The following is a 19,191-nucleotide window of genomic DNA, read 5'->3' as shown; positions in this document are numbered from 1 at the left end:
TTCCCCAGGCTTTCCGGAAGCGAATGAGCCGTCCTCGTCGAGGCGGCAAACGGGCGTTTCCCTCGGCGTGGCTCCTGCTCTACATCTAGGCGCCGGGACGAAGCAGGGATGGCACATGCCGGAGATCTTGAACTGGGGTCTGACGGGGGCGGTGGCGGGCGCAGCGCTCGTCGTCGGCTATCTGCTCGGCTCGATTCCCTTCGGCATGATTCTGACCCGGCTGACAGGCGGGCCGGATCTGCGCAGCATCGGTTCTGGCAATATCGGCGCGACCAATGTGCTGCGCACAGGCAACAAAAAGCTGGCCGCGCTGACCCTGCTCGGCGACATGCTGAAGGGTACGGCCGCGGTGCTGCTCGCCGCCGCGCTGTTCGGCTCGCGCGAGGCCGGGCTGGTGGCCGGTTTCGGTGCCTTCCTCGGCCATCTCTTTCCGGTCTGGCTGCGCTTCAAGGGCGGCAAGGGCGTCGCCACCTTCCTCGGCATCCTGATAGCGCTGAAAGGCTCGATCGCGCTGATCTTCGCCGCGATCTGGCTGAGCATCGCCTATCTCACCCGCTATTCGTCGCTATCGGCGCTGGTGGCGAGCCTGCTCACCCCGCTTCTGCTGCTGTTCTGGGTGCGGGATGCCCGTGCGGCGCTGCTGATGGCGGTGCTGACCCTGCTGCTCTGGTTCATGCACCGAAGCAACATCGCCCGCCTCCTCGCCGGCCGCGAGGGCAAGATCGGGCAGAAGGGCTGAGGCGCCCATGGCTGGCATCGTCCTCAGCGATCGCCAGCGTCTCGACTGGCTGCGGCTGATCCGCAGCGAAAGCGTCGGGCCACGCACCTTCCGCTCGCTGATGAACCGCTTCGGCGGTGCCGCGGCAGCGATCGAGGCTTTGCCCGACCTCGCACGCCAGGCCGGCCGCACCGTCCGGATCTGCCCGCTGGCCGAAGCCGAGCGAGAGATGGAGGGGGTGCGCCGCCGCGGCGCCCGCCTCGTTGCGTTGGGCGAGGCCGCCTATCCGAACGCACTCCAGGCGATCGATACCGCTCCGCCGCTGATCGCCGTGCTCGGCCGGAGCGAGGTGCTGCTGCGCCCGTGCGTCGCGATCGTCGGCTCGCGCAATGCCTCGGCCGCCGGGCTCAAATTCACGGCGCGGCTCGCGCGCGATCTCGGGGAGGCGGGTTTCGTCGTGGTCTCGGGTCTGGCACGCGGCATAGACACCGCCGCCCATGAAGCCAGCCTCGCCACGGGCACGATCGCTGTCCTCGCCGGCGGGCTGGACGAGGTCTACCCGCCTCAGAATATCCCGCTGCTGCAGCGGCTCGTCGAGGACGGAGCCGCGGTCAGCGAGATGCCGCTCGGGCTGGCCCCGCGCGGCCGCGACTTTCCCCGCCGCAACCGTCTGGTCTCGGGGCTGTCGCTCGGCACGGTCGTGGTCGAGGCGGCGCGGAAATCGGGCTCGCTGATCACCGCCCGTTTCGCCAACGAGCAGGGCCGCATCGTCTTCGCCGTACCCGGCTCGCCGCTCGATCCCCGTGCCGAAGGCGGCAATCACCTGATCCGCGAGGGCGCGACGCTCTGTGCCGAGGCGGCCCATGTGATCGAGGCGCTGGCGCCGCTGGTCGGTCGCGAGGACGCGCTGCTTCGGCCCGTGGCTACGATGCGGGACGGCGCCGGCGAGACGCCGTCTCAGCCACTCTGGGACGAACTCGATCTACCCGGCATCGAGCCGGCACCACTGGCGCTCTGGCCGGAGCCGGCGCCCGTGACGCAGGACGCCGGAGCCGTACCGGGCGATTCCGAAGGCCTCCGCCGCCGCGTCCTGGCTCTGCTGGGTCCAGCACCGGTCTCGTTGGACGATCTGGTGCGGGCCAGCGGCTGCTCCGTCCGCGAGGTCAGCCGGACCGTGCTGGACCTCGAGCTCGATGGCGTCGTGCTGCGCCATCCGGGCGGTGCGCTGTCGCGAACACCGGACTGACCGCCGGCACGGCGGCTGCAACCAGAAGGCGAAACGGGCCCGGCGGTCCGGCCGCGGCTCAGCCACCGCGCTCGCCGCCGCAGCGGGCGAGATGGCGGGCCTGGATCGCGGCCTCGAGACGCGCCATTTCGAGGAAATAGGCGAGGCTTTCGAGATGGGCCGTCTGCGCCATCAGCCGCATTTCAGCGACCAGAACCTCGATATACCCGGCCACTTCCGACTGGGCGGCCCGCGGAGGCGGGCTTCTCAGCACCTGAACTGGCAGATTTGTCGTCCCTGCGCCGCGCTCCTCCTCGTCCCGGTTTCCTGCCGATGCCGACGCCGGAGTGCTCCCGGATTGTCCCTTGCCCCTCATCCCCAACGCATCTCCGCTCGAGCCGGGCTGAGCCCGGCGAAGGCGCCGCGCCCCCACCGGCACGACAGGGTGCAATCATAGCGAGTAGTTCGGGGCAATCTCAAGCATATGGTGGCGTCAGCCGAGGAAAAGAACCGCGAGCGGCAGCGTTCCCAGCGCGAGCAGCGTCTGGAGGGTGGTGATCTCGGCCATCAGCGGGGCATCGCCACCGAGATCGCGGGCGAGGAAATAGGCTGCCGTCGCCGTCGGCACGGAGGCCGCGACCACCGTCATCGTCAGGGCCGGGCCGTTCAGTCCGAGATGGCGCGCTATCGTCCATGCCAGCAGCGGCATCACCACCAGCTTGGTGGTGACCGCCACCAGATGCGCCGTACGCGGCCGTGCGAGACTGCGTAGGTCGAGGCCCGCGCCGACGGCGAGCAGGCCGACGCCCAGCGCCGCCCGCCCCATCACGTCGAGATAGCTGACGATCGCGGCGGGCAGCATCCATTGGCACTGGTTCAGCACGAGACCGACGGCCGAGGACCAGATGAACGGGTTGAAGGCGATCGAGCGAACCGTCGCGAGAGGCCCCATCGGCCTGCCATGGGCGAAGCGCGAGAGCACCAGCACGCACATGACGTTGAGGAGCGGGATCATCGCCGCGACCGCGATCGCCATAAGTGTCGTGCCGTCGCGACCCTGGAGGCCCGCGGCGAGCGCGAGCGCGACGAAGGTGTTCCAGCGGACCGAGCCCTGAAAGATCGAGGTGAAGGCGGGTCCGTCGATCCCCGCCCGCGCCAGCATGGGGCGCGAAAGCAATAGCAGGGCGGCCACGATCAGGATGGCGAGGACCAGGCTCAGCCCCATCGCCAGCACCGGCAGGCGGCTGAGATCGGCGACGGCCAGCGTATGGATCACCACGGCCGGAAACAGCACCTGATAGGTCAGCCGCTCGACGCCGAGCCAGTGGCTCGGCCCCACGATGCCGCGGACCTTCAGGAACCAGCCCGTTGCGATAACGAGGAAGACGGCAATCAGGCTGGTCAGCATGGCTTCGGCAAGGAGAGGAGAGGCGGGGCCGCCCGGCGGAACCCGGCGGTAGCGATTGCCGGACGGGAACCGGCCCGGCCTTGGGCCGTTGATGTCGCGGACGGCCATGGCATCCGCAGCGGAAACTCCGCCTTCCATTTCATGGCCGCCGGCGTCGAGCAAGGACGCTGCCTTCGGGTGGCGTTGCGTCTGCCGCAATCCGGCCGCGATCGGTTCACGCCGCATTCAACCGCTGGGGACGAGACTGCCTCGCAATCGGGGCCGTCCCCGCAGACAGGAGATCCACCATGATGTCGCTGAGGAAGACCGCCATCGTCGCGCTCGCCTCGCTGAGCGTCGTTTCCGCCGGCTTCACCGCGCCGGCCATGGCCGCCGGTGCCCCCGCGGGAGCGCCTGTGAGTGTTGATCCGGCTCGCCTCGACAAGGCACAGGCCGAGTACAGCCAGTATCGCTACCGCGGATATCGGGGCGGCTGGCATCGCGGCAACCGTGGCGCAGCGATCGCCGCCGGCGTGGGTCTCGGCATCCTCGGCGCGGCGGTCGTCGCTTCGCAGCGCCGGGCCTATGCCGATCCTTACTACGACGGATACTACGCCCCGGCGCCGGTCTATGCGCCCGCTCCCGTCTACGCCCCGGCGCCGGTCTACCGCCCCTACTACCGGCCCTACGACTTCCGCGACCATCGCTGACCGTCGTCGACAATCGGTCGGAGAGCCCGCGCGTGCCAACGCGCGGGCTTTTCATGCGCGGCGAAGCGGCCCGTCAGGGCTGGTCGGGATCGGCGTCCTCTGCGGCTGCGCTCTCGATCCGCGCCAGACGGTCGAGCGCGCCCTGGAGAATGTAGGCTGCCGCCATCTTGTCGACGACGGCGGCCCGCTTGGCGCGCGAGGCGTCGGCATCGAGCAGGGTGCGCGTCACGGCCAGCGTCGACATGCGCTCGTCCCAGAACAGGATCGGCAGCGGCGTCAGCGGTACGAGGTGGCGCACGAAGGCCCGCGTCGACTGCACGCGCGGCCCCTCCGTGCCGTCCATGTTCAGCGGCAGGCCGACGACAAGCCCGACGACGCCATGTTTCGCCGCGATCTGCAGCAAGGCCGCCGCGTCCTGCGTGAATTTGACCCGCTTGATCGTCTCGAGCGGCGTCGCGATCTGGCGCTCCACGTCGGAGAGCGCGAGCCCGATCGTCTTGGTGCCGAGGTCGAGCCCGAGTAGCCGTGCATGATCGGGCAGGGCTGTGAAGGCTTCGAGCGTGACGACATTGCTGGACATAGCCGGCCCCTAGCATGCGCCGCCGCAGGTGGCGAGCGGCGCAGGCAGGCGGGGCGGGCATGGCCGGGCCTGCTCAGCCCTGCGGCTTCACGCCGGCCGCAGCCAGCGAGGTCGCCCACTTGTCGATCTCGGCCGCAAACAGCTTGGCATGGGCCTCGCGGGTCATTTCGCTCTCGGGGAAGGTGCTCGTCCCGAAAGCCTTCAGTTTCTCGATGACCGAAGGCTCCTTCAGCGCCGTGCGGAGCGCCGCGTTGAGCTTGTCGAGCACGGGAGCGGGCGTTCCCTTCGGCGCATACAGCCCGTGCCAGATCGTCATGTCGAGCTTGGCGCCGGCTTCCGCCATGGTGGGCACGTCTGGCAGAACGTCGAGCCGCTGCGCCGAGGTGACCGCATAGGCGCGGATGCTCTTGCCGGTGATCTGCGGGATCGCCGAGGTCGACTGGTCGCACAGGACATCGATCTGCCCGCCGACGAGGTCGTTCATCGCGGGGCCGGTGCCGCGATAGGCCACCTGGTTGAACTTGGCGCCGAGCTGCTGGGACATCAGCACGGCGCAAAGATGGGAATTCGAGCCGACGCCGGCATGCGCCACCGTCAGCTTCTCAGCGTTCGCCTTGATGTAGGGGAAGAAGGACTTCGCATCCGTCGGCGGCAGGGCGAGCTTGCCGGCGATCACCATCGGGCCTGTGTTGACGAGACCGATCGGCGCGAAGGCCGTCTTCGTGTCGTAGCCGAGATTGTTGTAGAGCGCCGGCGCCGCGGCCAGAGCGAGATGGTGGATCAGGATGGTATGGCCGTCCGGCTCGGCCGCGGCCGCCCGTTTGGCGCCCGCCGTGCCGCCGGCCCCGGCGACGTTCTCGACCACCACGGGCTGGCCCAGCGACTTGCTCATCTGCTCGCCGAGCAACCGCGCGATCACGTCGCTCGGGCCGCCGGCCGCGAAGGAGACGATCACGGTGATCGGCTTGGTCGGGAAACTCTGCGCCAGCGCCGGGCCGGCCAGGCCTACCGACAGCAACGCGGCCAAGGCCGCTCTCTTGGTCATGCTCATGCGTATCCTCCATGGGTCGTGGTGAACGGCCGCTCTTCGTCGGCTTTGTGGGAAAGTTCAGGGACCTCGAACGCGTCAGCGCAGATCGGACTGGTAGTGAGCCTCCTCGGTCAGACACAGGCTAAGACGTCGTTCGACGGGGGCGCCCTCGAGCGACAGCGCGAGGCGGTCGATCAGCAGGGCAGGCGTGCCGGCGGCCGTTCCGAGGCGGCGGGCCTCCTCGGGCGACAGCGCCACGGCCTTCAGCTTCTCACGGGCATGGGCGACCGTCACGCCGTAGCGGGTCGCGAACAGGCTGTAGAGATTGTTCGGGATCGGCCCGTTGGCGAGGCCGGGAAAGCGCCGCTCCGGCAGGCTGATCGTCTCCAGGATCACCGGCTTGTCGCCGAGCGAGCGGAAGCGCCGAATCCGCAGCACCGTCTCGCCGACTTCGAGCGCGAGCGCCTGACGCTCGGCCGGATCGGCCTCGGCACTTTCCGTCGCCAGCACCGTGCTGTCAGGAAAGCGGGCCGCGCCATCATCCGGCACCAGCTTGAAGAACTGAAAAAGGATGCGCTGCTCGTCATGCTCGGCGACGAAGGTGCCGCGCCCCTGCCGGCGCACCAGCAGGTTCTCCGCCGCGAGTTCGTCGAGCGCCTTGCGGACCGTTCCCTGGCTGACGCCGAGCTCGGCCGCGAGTTGCCCCTCGCTCGGCAGGGCCGTTCCGGGAGCCCAGACTCCGTCGACGAGTCGGCGCACGAAATGGTCCTTCACCTGCCGGTAAAGCGGCCGGAAGCCCAGGATTTCGGCACCGCCGGCCGGTTCGGAGGGAAGCGCGATTTCGCGCTTGTACTCGGTCATATGTCTTATATAAGACTTGTCGCACGGCCGGTCGAGTCCTGAATTGGAGCGGGCCGGAGAGAGCGCAGCGAGGAAACCCCGATGAGCAAGCCCCACCTCCTGGTCCACGAGAAGAAGGACACTGTCGGCGTCGTCGTCGTCGAAGGTCTGAAGGCCGGCACCGACATGCTGTGCGTGGTCACACACGACAATTCCGATTTCCGCCTGACCGCGAAGATGGACATCCCGATCGGCCACAAGGTCGCCCTCAAGGACATCAAGAAGGGCGAGACGATCTGGAAATACGGCCAGGACATCGGCGAGGCCCGTGCCGATGTGAAGCAGGGCGAGCATCTGCACGTCCACAACGCCAAGACCAAGCGCTGGTGAGCGCTTCGCTGTTCTGATCGCGCCGCCAGGGGCTCCCGCAGGGTCGAGCCCGCCAAGCAAAAGAGGAAACACCCCATGTCGATCGTCGCCAATTTCGATCTCGTCAAAGGCAAGCTCGCCCGGGTCAAGGGCCGCAAGATCGAGGCTCCCGAGTTCAAGACCCCCGTCGTCCGCCGCCCCACCGGCCGCAGCCTCGACTCCTTCTTCGGCTGGCGCCGCGAGAACGGCCGCGTCGGCGTGCGCAACCACGTCCTGCTGCTGCCGCTCGACGATCTCTCCAACGCCGCCTGCGAGGCCGTCGCCAACAACGTCAAGGGCACGCTGGCGATCCCGCACGCCTATGGCCGCCTGCAGTTCGGCGAGGATCTCGAACTGCATTTCCGCACGCTGATCGGCACGGGCTCCAACCCGAACGTCGCGGCGGTCGTCGTCATCGGCATCGAGGACGGCTGGACCAAGCGCGTCGTCGACGGCATCGCCAAGACCGGCAAGCCCGTCGTCGGCTTCGGCATCGAGGGCCATGGCGACATCTCGACCATCGCTCGCGCCTCTTATGTCGCCAAGGAATTCGTCCAGTGGGCGACCGAGCTTCAGCGCGTGAAATGCGGCATCGAGGAACTCTGGGTCTCGACCAAGTGCGGTGAGTCCGACACGACCACCGGCCTCTCCTCCTGCCCGACCGTCGGCAACATGTACGACAAGTGGATCCCGCGCGGTGTCTACGGCGTCTTCGGCGAGACCTCCGAGATCACCGGCGCCGAACATCTCTGCAAGGCCCGTGCGGCGACGCCGGAGGTCGGCGAGCGCTGGTACAAGATGTGGAAGGCCTATCAGGACGACGTCATCGAGGCCCACAAGACCGACGATCTCTCGGATTCGCAGCCGACCAAGGGCAACATCGCCGGCGGCCTGACCACGATCGAGGAGAAGGCGCTCGGCAATCTCGAGAAGATCGGCCGCGAGTGCAAGTTTATCGACATCCTGCAGCCGGCCGAGGCGCCGACCAAGGGGCCGGGCCTCTATTACATGGACACCTCTTCGGCCGCGGCCGAATGCGTGACCCTGATGGCGGCGGGCGGCTATGTCGTGCACACCTTCCCGACCGGGCAGGGCAACGTCATCGGCAATCCGATCGTCCCGGTCATCAAGATCACCGGCAACCCGAAGACGATGCGCACCATGCCGGAGCATATCGACGTCGACGTGTCCGGCATCCTGCGCCGCGACATGACGATCCCGCAGGCGGGCGATGCCCTGATCGAGAACATCGTGCGCACGGCCAATGGCCGCCTGACTGCGGCGGAAGCATTGGGGCACCGCGAATTCTCGATGACCAAGCTCTACCGCTCGGCCTGAGCCGCTGCTAACAGCCGGGGCGCCGCCGGATGCGGCGCCCCGTTCCGCTCCGGCCTGTCATTCGGGAGCCCCCAGCCTTGTCCATCGCGACGACGACCCGGCTCGCCACCTGGCGGCCGCTCCTCGACGGCATCGTGCTCTCCGCGGTGGTGGCGCTCGCGGCCTATCTCGCCGAGCCGCTGGTGAAGTCCGCCGCCGGCGGCCGCTTCGGCATCCCCGCCGTGGTGATCGCGCTGATCATCGGCATGGTGCTGCACCCCCTCGCCAATGCGCCGCGCTTCCAGGCCGGCATGACGTTCTGCGTCAAGAAGATGCTGCGCTGGGCGATCGCGCTGCTCGGCCTGCGCGTCGCACTGGGGGACATCGTCGCGCTCGGCCTTACGACGGCGCTGCTCGTCATCGTCGCCATGGCGGCTACCATCCTGTCCGGCTTCCTGCTGGCGCGCTGGCTCGGCCGCGAGACGGGCATGGGCGCTCTCGGCGGCGTCGCCACCGCCGTCTGCGGCGCCTCCGCCGCGCTCGCCACCGCGACCGTCGTGCCCGACTACAGGAGCAAGGCCGCCGACGTCGCCTTCACCGTCATCGCGATGAATGCGCTCTCGACGGTGGCGATGCTGGCCTATCCGCTGATCTGTGTCTGGCTCGGTTTCTCGCCTTCCCAGACCGGCATCATGCTGGGCGCCACCATCCATGACGTGGCGCAGGTCGTCGGCGCGGGGCAGGCGGTCTCGGTCGAGGCCGCCAATGCGGCGATCATCGTCAAGCTGTTCCGCGTCTTCCTGCTCCTACCGGCCGTGCTGATCGTCGGTTGGTGGCTGGTCCATGACGATGCCAAGCGCGCGGGAGACGTCGCCGCAAGGGCCAAGGTCCCGGTTCCCGTCTTCGCCATCATGTTCCTGGTGCTGTGCCTGGTGAACAGCCTGCTCGCCACGCAGCCGGCGCTGGCCGACCTCTATCAGCCGATCCGCACCATGCTGCTCTCCATCTCGACCTGGGGCCTGCTCATCGCCATCGCGGCGCTGGGCTTGGGCACCTCGCTCGGCGCCATGGCGCGGCTCGGCTGGCGCCATCTCGCCCTCGTCACCGGCACCAGCCTCGTCATCCTCGTCATCGTCACCGGCAGCCTGCTCGCACTGGGCTGACCGTCATAGCTGCAAAGGCGCCTGCCATGACCGACATCGTCATCACGGAATTCATGGACGAGGCGGCGGTCGCCATGCTCAGCGCCCGCTACAGCGTCCATCACGACCCCGATCTCTTCGGCAAGCCCGACGAACTGGCGAAGCTCGTCGCCGATGTCCCCGCCCTGATCGTCCGCAACCAGACGCAGGTGAGGGGCGATGTCCTGGCGGCGGCAAAGAAGCTGAAGGTCGTCGGCCGGCTCGGCGTCGGTCTCGACAACATCGACATGGAAACCTGCGACGCGCGCGGCATCAAGGTCTTCCCGGCGACGGGGGCCAACAGCCTCTCCGTCGTCGAATACGTCATCGGCAGCGCCATGATGCTGCTGCGCGGCGCCTACTTCGCCAATGCCGCGATGGTGGCGGGCGAGTTCCCGAAGACGAAGCTGATCGGCCGCGAGATCGCCGGCAAGCGGCTCGGCCTCGTCGGCTTCGGCGCCATCGCCCGCGACACCGCGGCCCATGGCCGCCTGCTCGGCATGACGGTCGCGGCCTACGACCCTTACGTCCCGGCCGACCATCCCGCCTGGGCTTCGGCCGAGCGGCTCGAGCTCGACGCCGTGCTCTCGACCTCCGACGTGATCAGCATCCATCTGCCGCTGACGCCCGAGACCAAGGGACTGATCGGCAAGGACGCGTTCGCCCGGATGAAGCCGGATGCGATCCTGATCAACGCGGCGCGCGGCGGCATCATGGACGAGGCGGCTCTCGTGGGAGCGCTCAAGGCCGGCAAGCTCGGCGGCGCGGCGATCGACGTCTTCGCCGAGGAGCCCCTGCGCGGCGCCGGCAAGCTCTTCGCCGATGTCCCCAACCTGATCCTGACGCCGCATATCGCCGGCAACACGGTCGAATCCAATGGCCGTGTCTCCGGGCTGGTGGCCGAGCGGGTCATGGCGGCGCTGGAGGGCCGGGCATGACACGGCTGTCTCTGGAGAACGCCGAAACGCGCCTCACCGAGATCTTCGCCACGGCGGGCGCGTCGCCGGCCAATGCGGCCTCCGTCGCCTGGGCGCTGGTGATGGCCGAGGCCGACGGGCTGAAAGGCCACGGCCTGTCGCGCGTCCCGACCTATCTCGCCATGCTGAAATCCGGCAAGGTCGACGGGCAGGTCGTGCCCAAGGCGAGCCGGCCGAAGCCCGGCGTGCTGGCGATCGATGCCGGCCACGGCTTCGCCTATCCGGCGATCGACCTCGCCATCGCCGAAATCCCCGATCTCGCCCGCGAGCAGGGCATCGTGGCCGCGCCGATCCGCCGCTCGAACCATTGCGGCGCCGCCGGCCTGCATGTCGAGCGGCTGGCCGAGCAGGGCCTCGTCGCCATGCTCTTCGCCAACACGCCGGGCGCGATCGCGCCCTGGGGCGGCTCCAAGCCGGTCTTCGGCACCAACCCGATCGCCTTCGCCGCCCCGCTCGCCGGGCGGGAGCCGGTCGTCATCGACATGGCGCTGTCCAAGGTCGCCCGCGGCCCGATCGTCGCCGCCAAGCAGAAGGGCCTGGCCATCCCCGAGGGCTGGGCGCTGGACGTCCACGGCAAGCCGACGACCGATGCGGAAGCCGCGCTCGCTGGCACCATGGTGCCGCTCGGCGACGCCAAGGGCGCGACGCTGGCGATGATGGTCGAAATCCTGGCTGCGGCGCTCGTCGGTGCGCATTTCGGCTTCCAGGCCTCCTCCTTCCTCGACGCGGCAGGCGGCCCGCCCGATACGGGCCAGCTCATCCTCGCCATCGACCCGCACGCCATGGGCGGCCACTGGTTCGACGAGCGCATGCGCGCGCTGGTTCACGCCATCGAGGCACAGGAGGGCACGCGCCTGCCGGGAGTGCGCCGCCTGACGCTGCGTGCCAAGGCGCGGGCGGAAGGGATCGAGATGCCGGAGGAACTGCTCTCCTCCTGACGATCAGGTATCCAAGGCGGCCTGGACGTCGCGCCCCCCATAGAGAATGCGCAGGATTTCGACCCTGTTTCCGACGACGCGGAAGGCAATGGTGACCCGCCTTTCCATGCCGATGATCCTCAAGCCTGGCAGCAGATCGTCATGCTGGGTTCCGCGCATCGGGAATTCGACCAGGGCGCGATAGGTCGTCTCGATGCGCTGGATGTAGCGGTCGGCGGTCTGCGGGCTCGATCGCTCCGCAATCCAGTCATAGATCGAGCGCAGATCGTCTTCGGCTCGTGGACTGAGCTTCAGCTCAAACGGTGTCACGGGCTCTGGTCAGTCGCTCCTGATGGTAAGCGCGCATCCGGTTCGACATCTCGTCGGCCGAAAGCCAAGGCCGCGAATCGGCCAGCGCCTCCTCGACCTTTCGCTTCAACTCGGCCTCGAACGCCCGTTCCTCACGGGCGAGGGCTTCGAGCCCGGCGCGCACCACGTCGCTCGGCGAGTCGTATTCACCCGAGCGGACCCGCTCCTCGACCTTTTCGGCGAGATCGCCGAGCGTGACCGTCAGCGTCGTGTTCGGATCATCCATCGTGGATCTCCTCTGTCGCCTCTCGCGATTTTAGCATCCGAGCTGCTGTCGCGACAGTCAGACAAAGTCGAACGCATCGATATCGACCAGCCCCTTGTCGGTGATCTTCAGATGCGGGATCACCGGGAGCGTCAGGAAGGCGACCTGCAGGAAGGGCTCGGCCAACACGACGCCGAGCGCCTTGGCCGCCGCGCGCAGATCCTCGAGCCCGTGCCGCACAGTCTCGAAGGGCTGGTCGCTCATCAGCCCCGCCACCGGCAGCGCCAGTTCCGCCGTCACAACCCCGCCATCGGCGACCGCGAAACCACCGCCGATTTCGATCAGCCGGTTGGCGGCGGCGGCCATCGAGGCGGCGTTGACGCCGACGACGCAGAGATTGTGGCTGTCATGCCCGACGGAGGAGGCGATCGCCCCGTGCTTCATCCCGAAGCCATGGACGAAGCCCGTCGCGATGCCGACGCTCTTGCCGTGGCGCTCGATCACCGTGACCTTGACCGCGTCCTGATCGAGATCGGGCAGGGCCTCGCCATCGCGGGCGGGCAGCCGCAGCGACAGCCGCTCGGTGATGATGCGACCGGGCACCACGCCGATCACGGGCGTCTCGCCTTCGCGCGCCGCGACGCGGAAATCAGCCTCGGTGAGCGCCCGGCTCTTCACGCTGCCGAGCCCGACCGGCGCCACCGGTGCGCGCTCAGTGAAGAGGGCGTCCCCGACCAGCCGCCCGCCGGCGAAGACGCGCTTGACCGAGCAGGCGGCGAGATCCTCGACCAGAACGATGTCGGCGCGCTTGCCCGGGCCGATGAAGCCGCGATCGAACAGGCCGTAGAGCCGCGCCGCCGAGAGCGAGGCGATGCGATAGGTCGCCAGCACATCCGCGCCGCGGGCGATGGCGGTGCGGATCATGAAATCGAGATGGCCTTCCTCGGCGATGTCGAGCGGGTTGCGGTCGTCGGTGCAGAAGGCGAGGAAGGGCGAGGCGTCGCGCGAAATCAGCGGGATCAGCTGCAGCAGATCCTTCGAGACCGAGCCCTCGCGGATCAGGATCGCCATGCCCTTGGCGAGCTTCTCGCGTGCCTCGTCGGCGGTCGTCGTCTCGTGGTCGGTGCGGATGCCCGCGGCGAGATAGGCGTTGAGGTCCAGGCCGCGCACCAGCGGCGCGTGGCCGTCGATATGCCGGTGCGAGAAGGCTTCGAGCTTCGCCAGGCACCCGGGATCGCGATGGATCACGCCCGGGAAATTCATGAATTCCGCCAGCCCGATCACCTTGGGATGGTCCATCATCGGCGTCAGGTCGCCCGCCTCCAGCCGCGCACCGGCGGTCTCCAGATGCGTCGCCGGCACGCAGCTCGACAAATTGACGCGCAGATCCATCCGCATCGCCTCGGCACAGCGCAGGAAATAGGCGATGCCCTCGGTGCCGAGCACATTGGCGATCTCGTGGGGGTCGCAGATCGCGGTGGTGACGCCATGGGGCAGCACGCAGCGCTCGAATTCGAGCGGCGTCACCAGCGAGGATTCGACATGCAGATGCGTGTCGATGAAGCCCGGCACCGCGATCAGCCCGGTGGCGTCATGCTCGACCTTGCCCTCATAGCGACCATGGGTGCCGACGATCGTATCGCCACAGAGCGCGATGTCGGATTCCACCAGCGCGCCCGTCACCAGATCGAGCAGCCTCGCGCCTCGGATCACGAGGTCGGCAGGCTCGTCGCCGCATCCCTGGGCGATCCGGCGGGCGAGGGTGGCGGCATCGGTCATGGGTTGCTGTCCAGCATCATTCAGGGCGGGGAGGGTGCACGGCTGACGATCGCTTGTCGATTGCGCCACCATTCTGGCACCGTGATGTCATCCCAATCACGACGGCGATGATCTATATCCCACGGCCCATCTCGCCTGATCGCCACGCAGGAGCCTTCGCATGAAACTGACCTGGTACGGCCATTCCGCCTTCCGCGCCGAGATCGATGGTGCCGTCATCCTGATCGACCCGTTCTTCACCGGAAACCCGATCTTCGAGGGCGATGTCGCGGCGATCTCGCAGGGCGTGACCCACATCGTCGTGACCCACGGCCATGGCGATCATGTCGGCGACACGCTCGCGATCGCCGAGAGCACGGGCGCGACCGTCATCACCAATTACGACCTCGCCATGCATTTGGCGTCGAAAGGCCTCAAGAGCTTCCAGCCGGTCAACACCGGCGGTACGATCGATCTCGGTGCCTTCGGCGTCACCTGGGTCCGCGCCGATCACTCGGCCGGCATGGGTGAGGCCGGCGTCTCCGTACCGCTCGGCAACGCCAATGGCGCGATCCTCAAGGCCAAGGGTGAAAAGACGCTCTGGCACATGGGCGACACCGACATCTTCTCCGACATGGCGCTGATCGCCGAGATCCACGGTGTCGAGGCCTGCATCTGCCCGGTCGGCGACCGCTTCACCATGGGCGGCAAGGTCGCGGCGCTGGCGATGACGCGCTTCGTCAAGCCGCAGGTCGCGATTCCCTGCCATTACGGCACCTTCCCGCTGATCGACGCCAATGCCGACGCCTTCGTCGCGGGGCTGGCGGGCAGCGGCATCCAGGCGCTGGTGCCGACGAAGGGCGAGGCGTTCACGATCTGACGCCAGCGTCATTCTCGGGCGAAGCGGAGCGCAGACCCGAGAATCTCTGGAACATGAGATGGTCGGGGCAAGCCCGACCATGACGGCGCGGGACTTGCCCCTTACTTACGCGCCGCCATCTGCTATAGCGCGGCGAACCCTGATCCGGCGCCTTGCGCCCACCATGCTGGAGTCCGCCATGTCGGTCGATCTCGCCACCGTCAAACGCGTCGCGCATCTGGCGCGCATCGCCGTTCCGGAGGCCGATCTGCCCAAGCTGCAAGGCGAGCTCAACGCCATCCTCGGCTTCGTCGAGCAGCTCAACGAGGTCGATGTCGAGGGCGTTGAGCCGCTGACCTCGGTGACGCCGATGGCGATGAAGCAGCGCGAGGACGTGGTGACCGACGGCGAGATCGCGGCCAAGATCGTCGCCAACGCCCCGGCCGCCGATGACGACTACTTCATGGTGCCCAAGGTCATCGAGTGACGCCCGTCATTGCGAGCGTCAGCGGAGCAATCCAGAGGACGTCGAGCGCTGCCGCTCCTGGATGGCTTCGTCTCTGCGCTCCTCGCCATGACGGTTCCACTGCCTTCACTGAATCCGGATACTGCCCGTGACCGATCTCACCCGCCTGACCCTGACCGAAGCCCGCGACGGGCTGAAGGCCAAGAGCTTCTCCGCCACCGAGCTGACGCAGGCCCATATCGCCGCGGTCGAGAAGGCGCGGGCGCTCAATGCCTATGTGCTGGAGACGCCCGAGCATGCGCTGAAGCAGGCCGCCGCCTCCGACGCGAAGCTGGCGAAGGGCGAGGCCGGGCCGCTCGAAGGCCTGCCACTCGGCATCAAGGACCTCTTCGCGACGGAAGGCGTGCGCACCACCGCCTGCTCGAAGATCCTCGGCAATTTCGTGCCGCCCTATGAATCGACCGTTTCGGGCCAGCTCTGGCGCGACGGCGCCGTCATGCTCGGCAAGCTCAACAACGACGAGTTCGCGATGGGCTCGTCGAACGAGACCTCGGCCTTCGGCAATGTGGTGAACCCCTGGCGCCGGAAGGGTTCGAACGTGTCGGCCGGACAGGGTGGCGCGGTCGAGGGCACGCATCTCGTGCCGGGAGGCTCCTCGGGCGGCTCGGCCGCGGCCGTGGCCGCCAATCTCTGTCTCGCCGCGACCGCGACCGACACCGGCGGCTCGATCCGCCAGCCCGCGGCCTTCACCGGCACGGTCGGCATCAAGCCGACCTATGGCCGCTGCTCGCGCTGGGGCATCGTCGCCTTCGCCTCCTCGCTCGACCAGGCGGGGCCGATCGGCAAGAGCGTGCGCGACTGCGCCGTGATGCTGCGCTCCATGGCCGGCCACGATCCGAAGGACACCACCAGCGTCGATGCCGCCGTGCCGGATTACGAGAAGGCGGTCGGCCGCTCGGTGAAGGGCATGAAGATCGGCATCCCGAAGGAATATCGGCTGGACGGGCTCAACGCCGAGATCGACGCGCTCTGGCAGAAGGGCATCGACTGGCTGAAGGCGGCCGGCGCCGAGATCGTCGAGATCTCGCTGCCCCATACCAAATACGCGCTGCCGGCCTATTACATCGTCGCCCCGGCCGAGGCCTCCTCCAACCTCGCACGCTATGACGGCGTCCGCTACGGCCTGCGCGAGCAGGGCAAGGACATCGTCGAGATGTACGAGAAGACCCGCGCCGCCGGCTTCGGCACCGAGGTCAAGCGCCGCATCATGATCGGTACCTATGTCCTCTCGGCCGGCTATTACGACGCCTATTACGTCCGCGCCCAGAAGGTCCGCACCCTGATCAAGCGCGACTTCGACGAGGCCTATGCGGCCGGCATCGACGCGGTGCTGACGCCCGCGACGCCCTCCGCCGCGTTCGGCATCGGCGAGAAGGGCTCGGCCGACCCGGTCGAGATGTATCTCAACGACGTCTTCACGGTGACGGTGAACATGGCCGGCCTGCCCGGCATCGCCGTGCCGGCGGGGCTGGACGGGCAGGGCCTGCCGCTCGGCCTGCAGCTGATCGGCCGCCCCTTCGACGAGGAGACGCTGTTTGCCCTTGGCGAGGTCATCGAGCAAGCGGCGGGCCGCTTCCCCGTCGCCGAGCGCTGGTGGGGCTGAGCCGAGACGGAACGGTCATTTGACAGCCTTCCCCGATCGGCGTCAGATCGCCTGACGTTGGGGGACGTTGCAAGGCCGGGGCGGTGGCGGGAATGCCGCTGGCTCGCGCGCCATGGCGGATGGGCTCCGGCGCTTTAGCCTGGAGACCCGCCTTGGCTGCAACGCTTCATCCCGCCGCGCCGCATCACCTGCCACCCTTCATCACCGCGCCGCATGAGACCGACGCGATGATGATCCTCGCCGGCGTCACCATCGTCGGCGCGGTGCTCGGCTTCGGCCTGCTCTTCCTGCGCCTGCACACGCTGCCGGAGCGGATGGCGCACAAGGCGCACAAGCTCCAGTTCGAGATCGTCGCGGTGCTCGGGCTGCTGGCGCTCTTCACCCATATCCATCTGTTCTGGGTCGCGGGCCTGCTGCTGGCCCTGATCGAGATCCCCGACGTCTGGAACCCGCTGCGCCGGATGGCCGGCGCGCTCGACAAGATCGCCGGCATCCCGCCCGAGCGGGACGAGGACGAGCCGCCGCAAGCCGCGACGGGCGGAGGCGAGCCGCCGCCACCAATCGCTGCGGCGCCGACAGCGAGCCCGGCTGCCGCCGCCCCGCGGACGGCCCAGCCGGAGGCGCCGGCCCATGGTTGAGATCCTGATCTGCTCGCTGCTGACGATCCTGCCGGACTATCTCTACCGGCGCTATGGGCAGGGAAAGCGCTTCGGCCACGAGATCACGCTGTACTCGGTCTGGTTCGAGCTGCGCTGGGGCATCGTCGGCTGCCTGATGCTCACCGTCGCGCTGATCACGGTGATCTTCTACAACCACCCCTCGACGACCAATGCGACGCTGTTCTTCCGCACGGTGCCGATCGTGCCCGAGGCCAGCGGCCGCGTCGCCGAAATCTATGTCCGCCAGGGCGGCAAGGTCGGGCAGGGCGAGCCAATCTTCCGGCTCGACGACGCCAAGCAGCAGGCGGCCGTCGAGGCGGCGCGCCGCAAGGTCGGCGAGGTCGAGGCGGCGCTCGCCGTCGCCAAGGTCGACATCCTCGCCAACGAGGCCAGGATCCAGGAGGCGCGCAGCTCGCTCCAGCTCGCGCTCGACGAATTGCGGACGAAGCAGGAGCTCAAGCGCCGCAACGACGATGTCGTCGCCGCCCGCGAGATCGAGCGGCTCGAGAACGTCGTGCAGGGGCGGGAGGCGACGGTCGCCGCCGCCACCGCCTCGCGCGAGGCGGCGCAGGCCCGCATCGCCGCGCTGCTGCCGGCGGAGAAGGCCAGCGCCGAGGCCGCGCTCGCCCAGGCCGAGGTCGAGCTGGCCAAGACCGTAGTGCGCGCCGGCGTCGCCGGGCACATCGAGCAATTTGCCCTGCAGATTGGCGATCTGGTCAATCCCTTCATGCGGCCGGCCGGCGTCCTGATCCCGGCGACCGCCGGCCGCAAGGCGCTGCAGGCCGGCTTCAGCCAGCTCGAGGCGCAGGTGCTCAAGGTCGGCATGGCCGCGGAGGTCGCCTGCATCTCGAAGCCCTGGACGATCATCCCGATGGTCGTGACCGACGTGCAGGAGTTCATCGCGGCCGGGCAGTTCCGCGCGGGCGACCAGCTCGTCGATGCCCAGCAGGTCCAGCGGCCGGGCACCGTGCTCGTCTTCCTCGAGCCGCTTTACGAGGGCGGTCTGGACGGCGTCTTCCCCGGCTCGAGCTGCGTCGCCAACGCCTATTCCAGCAATCACGAGCTGATCGCCTCGGGCAAGGTCGGTACGTTCAAGGCGCTCGCGCTGCACGTCGTCGACGCCACCGGCGTCGTCCACGCCGTGATGCTGCGCATCCAGGCGCTGCTGCTGCCGGTCAAGCTGCTGGTGCTGAGCGGGCACTGAGTGGGGCGGGGCCCGGCACCAAAATGAAAAGGGCCGCGCGAGCGACCCTTTTGCGTCTTCGGTCCGGCCTGGCCGCCGGGATCAGCCCTGCGCGGGGGCGTGATGCGAGGGCTCGACCTGGGCTTTCTTCTTGCGCAGATCCGCCAGCCAGCGGACGACGACATAGAAGACCGGGGTGAAGATCAGGCCGAAGATCGTCACGCCCAGCATGCCGGAGAACACCGCGACACCCATCGCCTGGCGCATCTCCGCGCCGGCGCCGGTCGAGATCGTCAGCGGGAGCACGCCGAGGATGAAGGCGAGTGAGGTCATCAGGATCGGCCGCAGCCGGGTCCGCGCCGCGGCGATCGCCGCATCGCGCCGGTTCATGCCTTCTTCCTCCGCCTGCTTGGCGAATTCGACGATCAGGATCGCATTCTTCGCCGCGAGGCCGACCAGCACGACGAGGCCGATATCGACGAGGATGTTGCGGTCGAGCCCGGCATAGTTGACCCCGAACATCGCGGCCAGAATGCACATCGGCACGATCAGGATGACCGCCAGCGGCAGCATCCAGCTCTCGTACAGCGCCGCCAGCAGCAAGAACACGAAGACGACCGCCAGACCGAAGGCGATGATGGGGCTCCGTGGGCATTTCTACATTAATACACGCTAAGGGAATTTGAAGTTGTTTGGATTGAAGCGGTTAGCCCGGATTGGCCTGAAGCGTTCGAGGGGT

Annotated in this window: 21 protein-coding genes and 1 pseudogene; 13 read left to right on the top strand and 9 right to left on the bottom strand. The window is 68.3% G+C overall.

Going from position 1 to position 19,191, the window contains the following annotated elements; genetic code table 11:
* Window positions 1-115 precede the first annotated feature (115 nt).
* Complete coding sequence (gene plsY, locus ACFPN9_RS12250; protein WP_156450013.1) at window positions 116-739, top strand: glycerol-3-phosphate 1-O-acyltransferase PlsY; 624 nt, start codon at window positions 116-118, stop codon at window positions 737-739.
* Window positions 740-755: 16 nt separating this feature from the next.
* Complete coding sequence (dprA, locus tag ACFPN9_RS12245; RefSeq protein ID WP_067254230.1) at window positions 756-1,964, top strand: DNA-processing protein DprA; 1,209 nt, start codon at window positions 756-758, stop codon at window positions 1,962-1,964.
* A 58-nt stretch (window positions 1,965-2,022) separates the two neighbouring features.
* Here the strand turns inward: dprA and ACFPN9_RS12240 are convergent, their stop codons facing one another.
* Both ACFPN9_RS12240 and ACFPN9_RS12235 read right to left on the bottom strand, forming a co-directional pair.
* On the bottom strand, window positions 2,023-2,178 hold the full coding sequence (locus ACFPN9_RS12240; RefSeq protein WP_156450014.1) for a hypothetical protein: 156 nt from the start codon (window positions 2,176-2,178) through the stop codon (window positions 2,023-2,025).
* A gap of 258 nt (window positions 2,179-2,436) precedes the next feature.
* Window positions 2,437-3,459, bottom strand: a complete 1,023-nt coding sequence (locus tag ACFPN9_RS12235; RefSeq protein WP_197432809.1) for an AEC family transporter — start codon at window positions 3,457-3,459, stop codon at window positions 2,437-2,439.
* 179 nt (window positions 3,460-3,638) lie between these two features.
* Between ACFPN9_RS12235 and ACFPN9_RS12230 the strand changes: the two genes are divergently transcribed.
* Window positions 3,639-4,040, top strand: coding sequence for a hypothetical protein (locus ACFPN9_RS12230; RefSeq protein ID WP_067254150.1), 402 nt, complete (start codon window positions 3,639-3,641; stop codon window positions 4,038-4,040).
* 73 nt (window positions 4,041-4,113) lie between these two features.
* Here ACFPN9_RS12230 and ruvX read toward each other — a convergent pair whose 3' ends face one another.
* From ruvX to ACFPN9_RS12215, 3 genes are all read right to left on the bottom strand, one after another.
* Window positions 4,114-4,620, bottom strand: a complete 507-nt coding sequence (gene ruvX / locus ACFPN9_RS12225) for a Holliday junction resolvase RuvX (protein WP_067254153.1) — start codon at window positions 4,618-4,620, stop codon at window positions 4,114-4,116.
* Window positions 4,621-4,693: 73 nt separating this feature from the next.
* Window positions 4,694-5,665, bottom strand: a complete 972-nt coding sequence (locus tag ACFPN9_RS12220; RefSeq protein ID WP_067992051.1) for a tripartite tricarboxylate transporter substrate-binding protein — start codon at window positions 5,663-5,665, stop codon at window positions 4,694-4,696.
* A gap of 81 nt (window positions 5,666-5,746) precedes the next feature.
* Window positions 5,747-6,511 carry a GntR family transcriptional regulator gene (locus ACFPN9_RS12215; RefSeq protein WP_067254156.1) on the bottom strand — a complete coding sequence of 255 codons (765 nt, stop codon included), beginning with the start codon at window positions 6,509-6,511 and terminating at the stop codon, window positions 5,747-5,749.
* Window positions 6,512-6,592: 81 nt separating this feature from the next.
* Here ACFPN9_RS12215 and ACFPN9_RS12210 point away from each other — a divergent pair, with 81 nt between their 5' ends.
* From ACFPN9_RS12210 to ACFPN9_RS12190, 5 genes are all read left to right on the top strand, one after another.
* Window positions 6,593-6,880 (top strand): UxaA family hydrolase, encoded by a 288-nt coding sequence (locus ACFPN9_RS12210; RefSeq protein WP_067254160.1) that lies wholly within the window; start codon window positions 6,593-6,595, stop codon window positions 6,878-6,880.
* Window positions 6,881-6,955: 75 nt separating this feature from the next.
* The gene (locus tag ACFPN9_RS12205) at window positions 6,956-8,236 is read left to right on the top strand and encodes a UxaA family hydrolase (protein ID WP_082735421.1); all 1,281 of its coding nucleotides are present in this window, start codon (window positions 6,956-6,958) and stop codon (window positions 8,234-8,236) included.
* A gap of 77 nt (window positions 8,237-8,313) precedes the next feature.
* Entirely contained in the window at window positions 8,314-9,378 is a 1,065-nt protein-coding gene (locus ACFPN9_RS12200; protein ID WP_245282370.1) for a YeiH family protein, read from the top strand.
* A 26-nt stretch (window positions 9,379-9,404) separates the two neighbouring features.
* The gene (locus ACFPN9_RS12195; protein WP_067254163.1) at window positions 9,405-10,334 is read left to right on the top strand and encodes a hydroxyacid dehydrogenase; all 930 of its coding nucleotides are present in this window, start codon (window positions 9,405-9,407) and stop codon (window positions 10,332-10,334) included.
* The gene (locus ACFPN9_RS12190; RefSeq protein ID WP_067254166.1) at window positions 10,331-11,311 is read left to right on the top strand and encodes an Ldh family oxidoreductase; all 981 of its coding nucleotides are present in this window, start codon (window positions 10,331-10,333) and stop codon (window positions 11,309-11,311) included. The genes ACFPN9_RS12195 and ACFPN9_RS12190 overlap by 4 nt, the downstream gene beginning before the upstream one ends.
* Window positions 11,312-11,314: 3 nt before the next feature.
* Here the strand turns inward: ACFPN9_RS12190 and ACFPN9_RS12185 are convergent, their stop codons facing one another.
* From ACFPN9_RS12185 to ade, 3 genes are read right to left on the bottom strand one after another with little or no spacing between them, the layout of a single operon-like run.
* Window positions 11,315-11,620 (bottom strand): type II toxin-antitoxin system RelE/ParE family toxin, encoded by a 306-nt coding sequence (locus ACFPN9_RS12185; protein ID WP_067254169.1) that lies wholly within the window; start codon window positions 11,618-11,620, stop codon window positions 11,315-11,317.
* Window positions 11,607-11,885, bottom strand: coding sequence for a ribbon-helix-helix domain-containing protein (locus ACFPN9_RS12180; protein ID WP_067254173.1), 279 nt, complete (start codon window positions 11,883-11,885; stop codon window positions 11,607-11,609). The genes ACFPN9_RS12185 and ACFPN9_RS12180 overlap by 14 nt, the downstream gene beginning before the upstream one ends.
* 57 nt (window positions 11,886-11,942) lie before the next feature.
* Window positions 11,943-13,643 (bottom strand): adenine deaminase, encoded by a 1,701-nt coding sequence (gene ade, locus ACFPN9_RS12175; protein ID WP_067254177.1) that lies wholly within the window; start codon window positions 13,641-13,643, stop codon window positions 11,943-11,945.
* A 160-nt stretch (window positions 13,644-13,803) separates the two neighbouring features.
* On the opposite strand from ade, the gene ACFPN9_RS12170 reads away from it, so the two are divergent.
* The 5 genes from ACFPN9_RS12170 (at window position 13,804) to ACFPN9_RS12150 (ending at window position 18,473) form a co-directional block, all read left to right on the top strand.
* Window positions 13,804-14,502, top strand: a complete 699-nt coding sequence (locus ACFPN9_RS12170; RefSeq protein WP_067254180.1) for a metal-dependent hydrolase — start codon at window positions 13,804-13,806, stop codon at window positions 14,500-14,502.
* A gap of 178 nt (window positions 14,503-14,680) precedes the next feature.
* Window positions 14,681-14,968, top strand: coding sequence for an Asp-tRNA(Asn)/Glu-tRNA(Gln) amidotransferase subunit GatC (gene gatC / locus ACFPN9_RS12165; RefSeq protein ID WP_067254247.1), 288 nt, complete (start codon window positions 14,681-14,683; stop codon window positions 14,966-14,968).
* Between the two features lie 127 nt (window positions 14,969-15,095).
* Window positions 15,096-16,610, top strand: a complete 1,515-nt coding sequence (gatA, locus tag ACFPN9_RS12160) for an Asp-tRNA(Asn)/Glu-tRNA(Gln) amidotransferase subunit GatA (RefSeq protein WP_067254183.1) — start codon at window positions 15,096-15,098, stop codon at window positions 16,608-16,610.
* Between the two features lie 152 nt (window positions 16,611-16,762).
* Complete coding sequence (locus tag ACFPN9_RS12155) at window positions 16,763-17,248, top strand: hypothetical protein (RefSeq protein ID WP_067254186.1); 486 nt, start codon at window positions 16,763-16,765, stop codon at window positions 17,246-17,248.
* Entirely contained in the window at window positions 17,241-18,473 is a 1,233-nt protein-coding gene (locus ACFPN9_RS12150) for an HlyD family secretion protein (protein ID WP_067254189.1), read from the top strand. The genes ACFPN9_RS12155 and ACFPN9_RS12150 overlap by 8 nt, the downstream gene beginning before the upstream one ends.
* Before the next feature lie 81 nt (window positions 18,474-18,554).
* Here the strand turns inward: ACFPN9_RS12150 and ACFPN9_RS12145 are convergent.
* A pseudogene (locus ACFPN9_RS12145) lies at window positions 18,555-19,091 on the bottom strand (efflux RND transporter permease subunit); the annotation flags it as partial.
* Between the last annotated feature and the right edge of the window lie 100 nt (window positions 19,092-19,191).

Origin of the sequence: Allobosea massiliensis (assembly GCF_042655245.1) — a bacterium.
GTDB classification, from domain to species: domain Bacteria; phylum Pseudomonadota; class Alphaproteobacteria; order Rhizobiales; family Beijerinckiaceae; genus Allobosea; species Allobosea massiliensis.
Note: the sequence above shows the minus strand (reverse complement) of the source record. Positions and strands in the feature narration are given on the sequence as shown.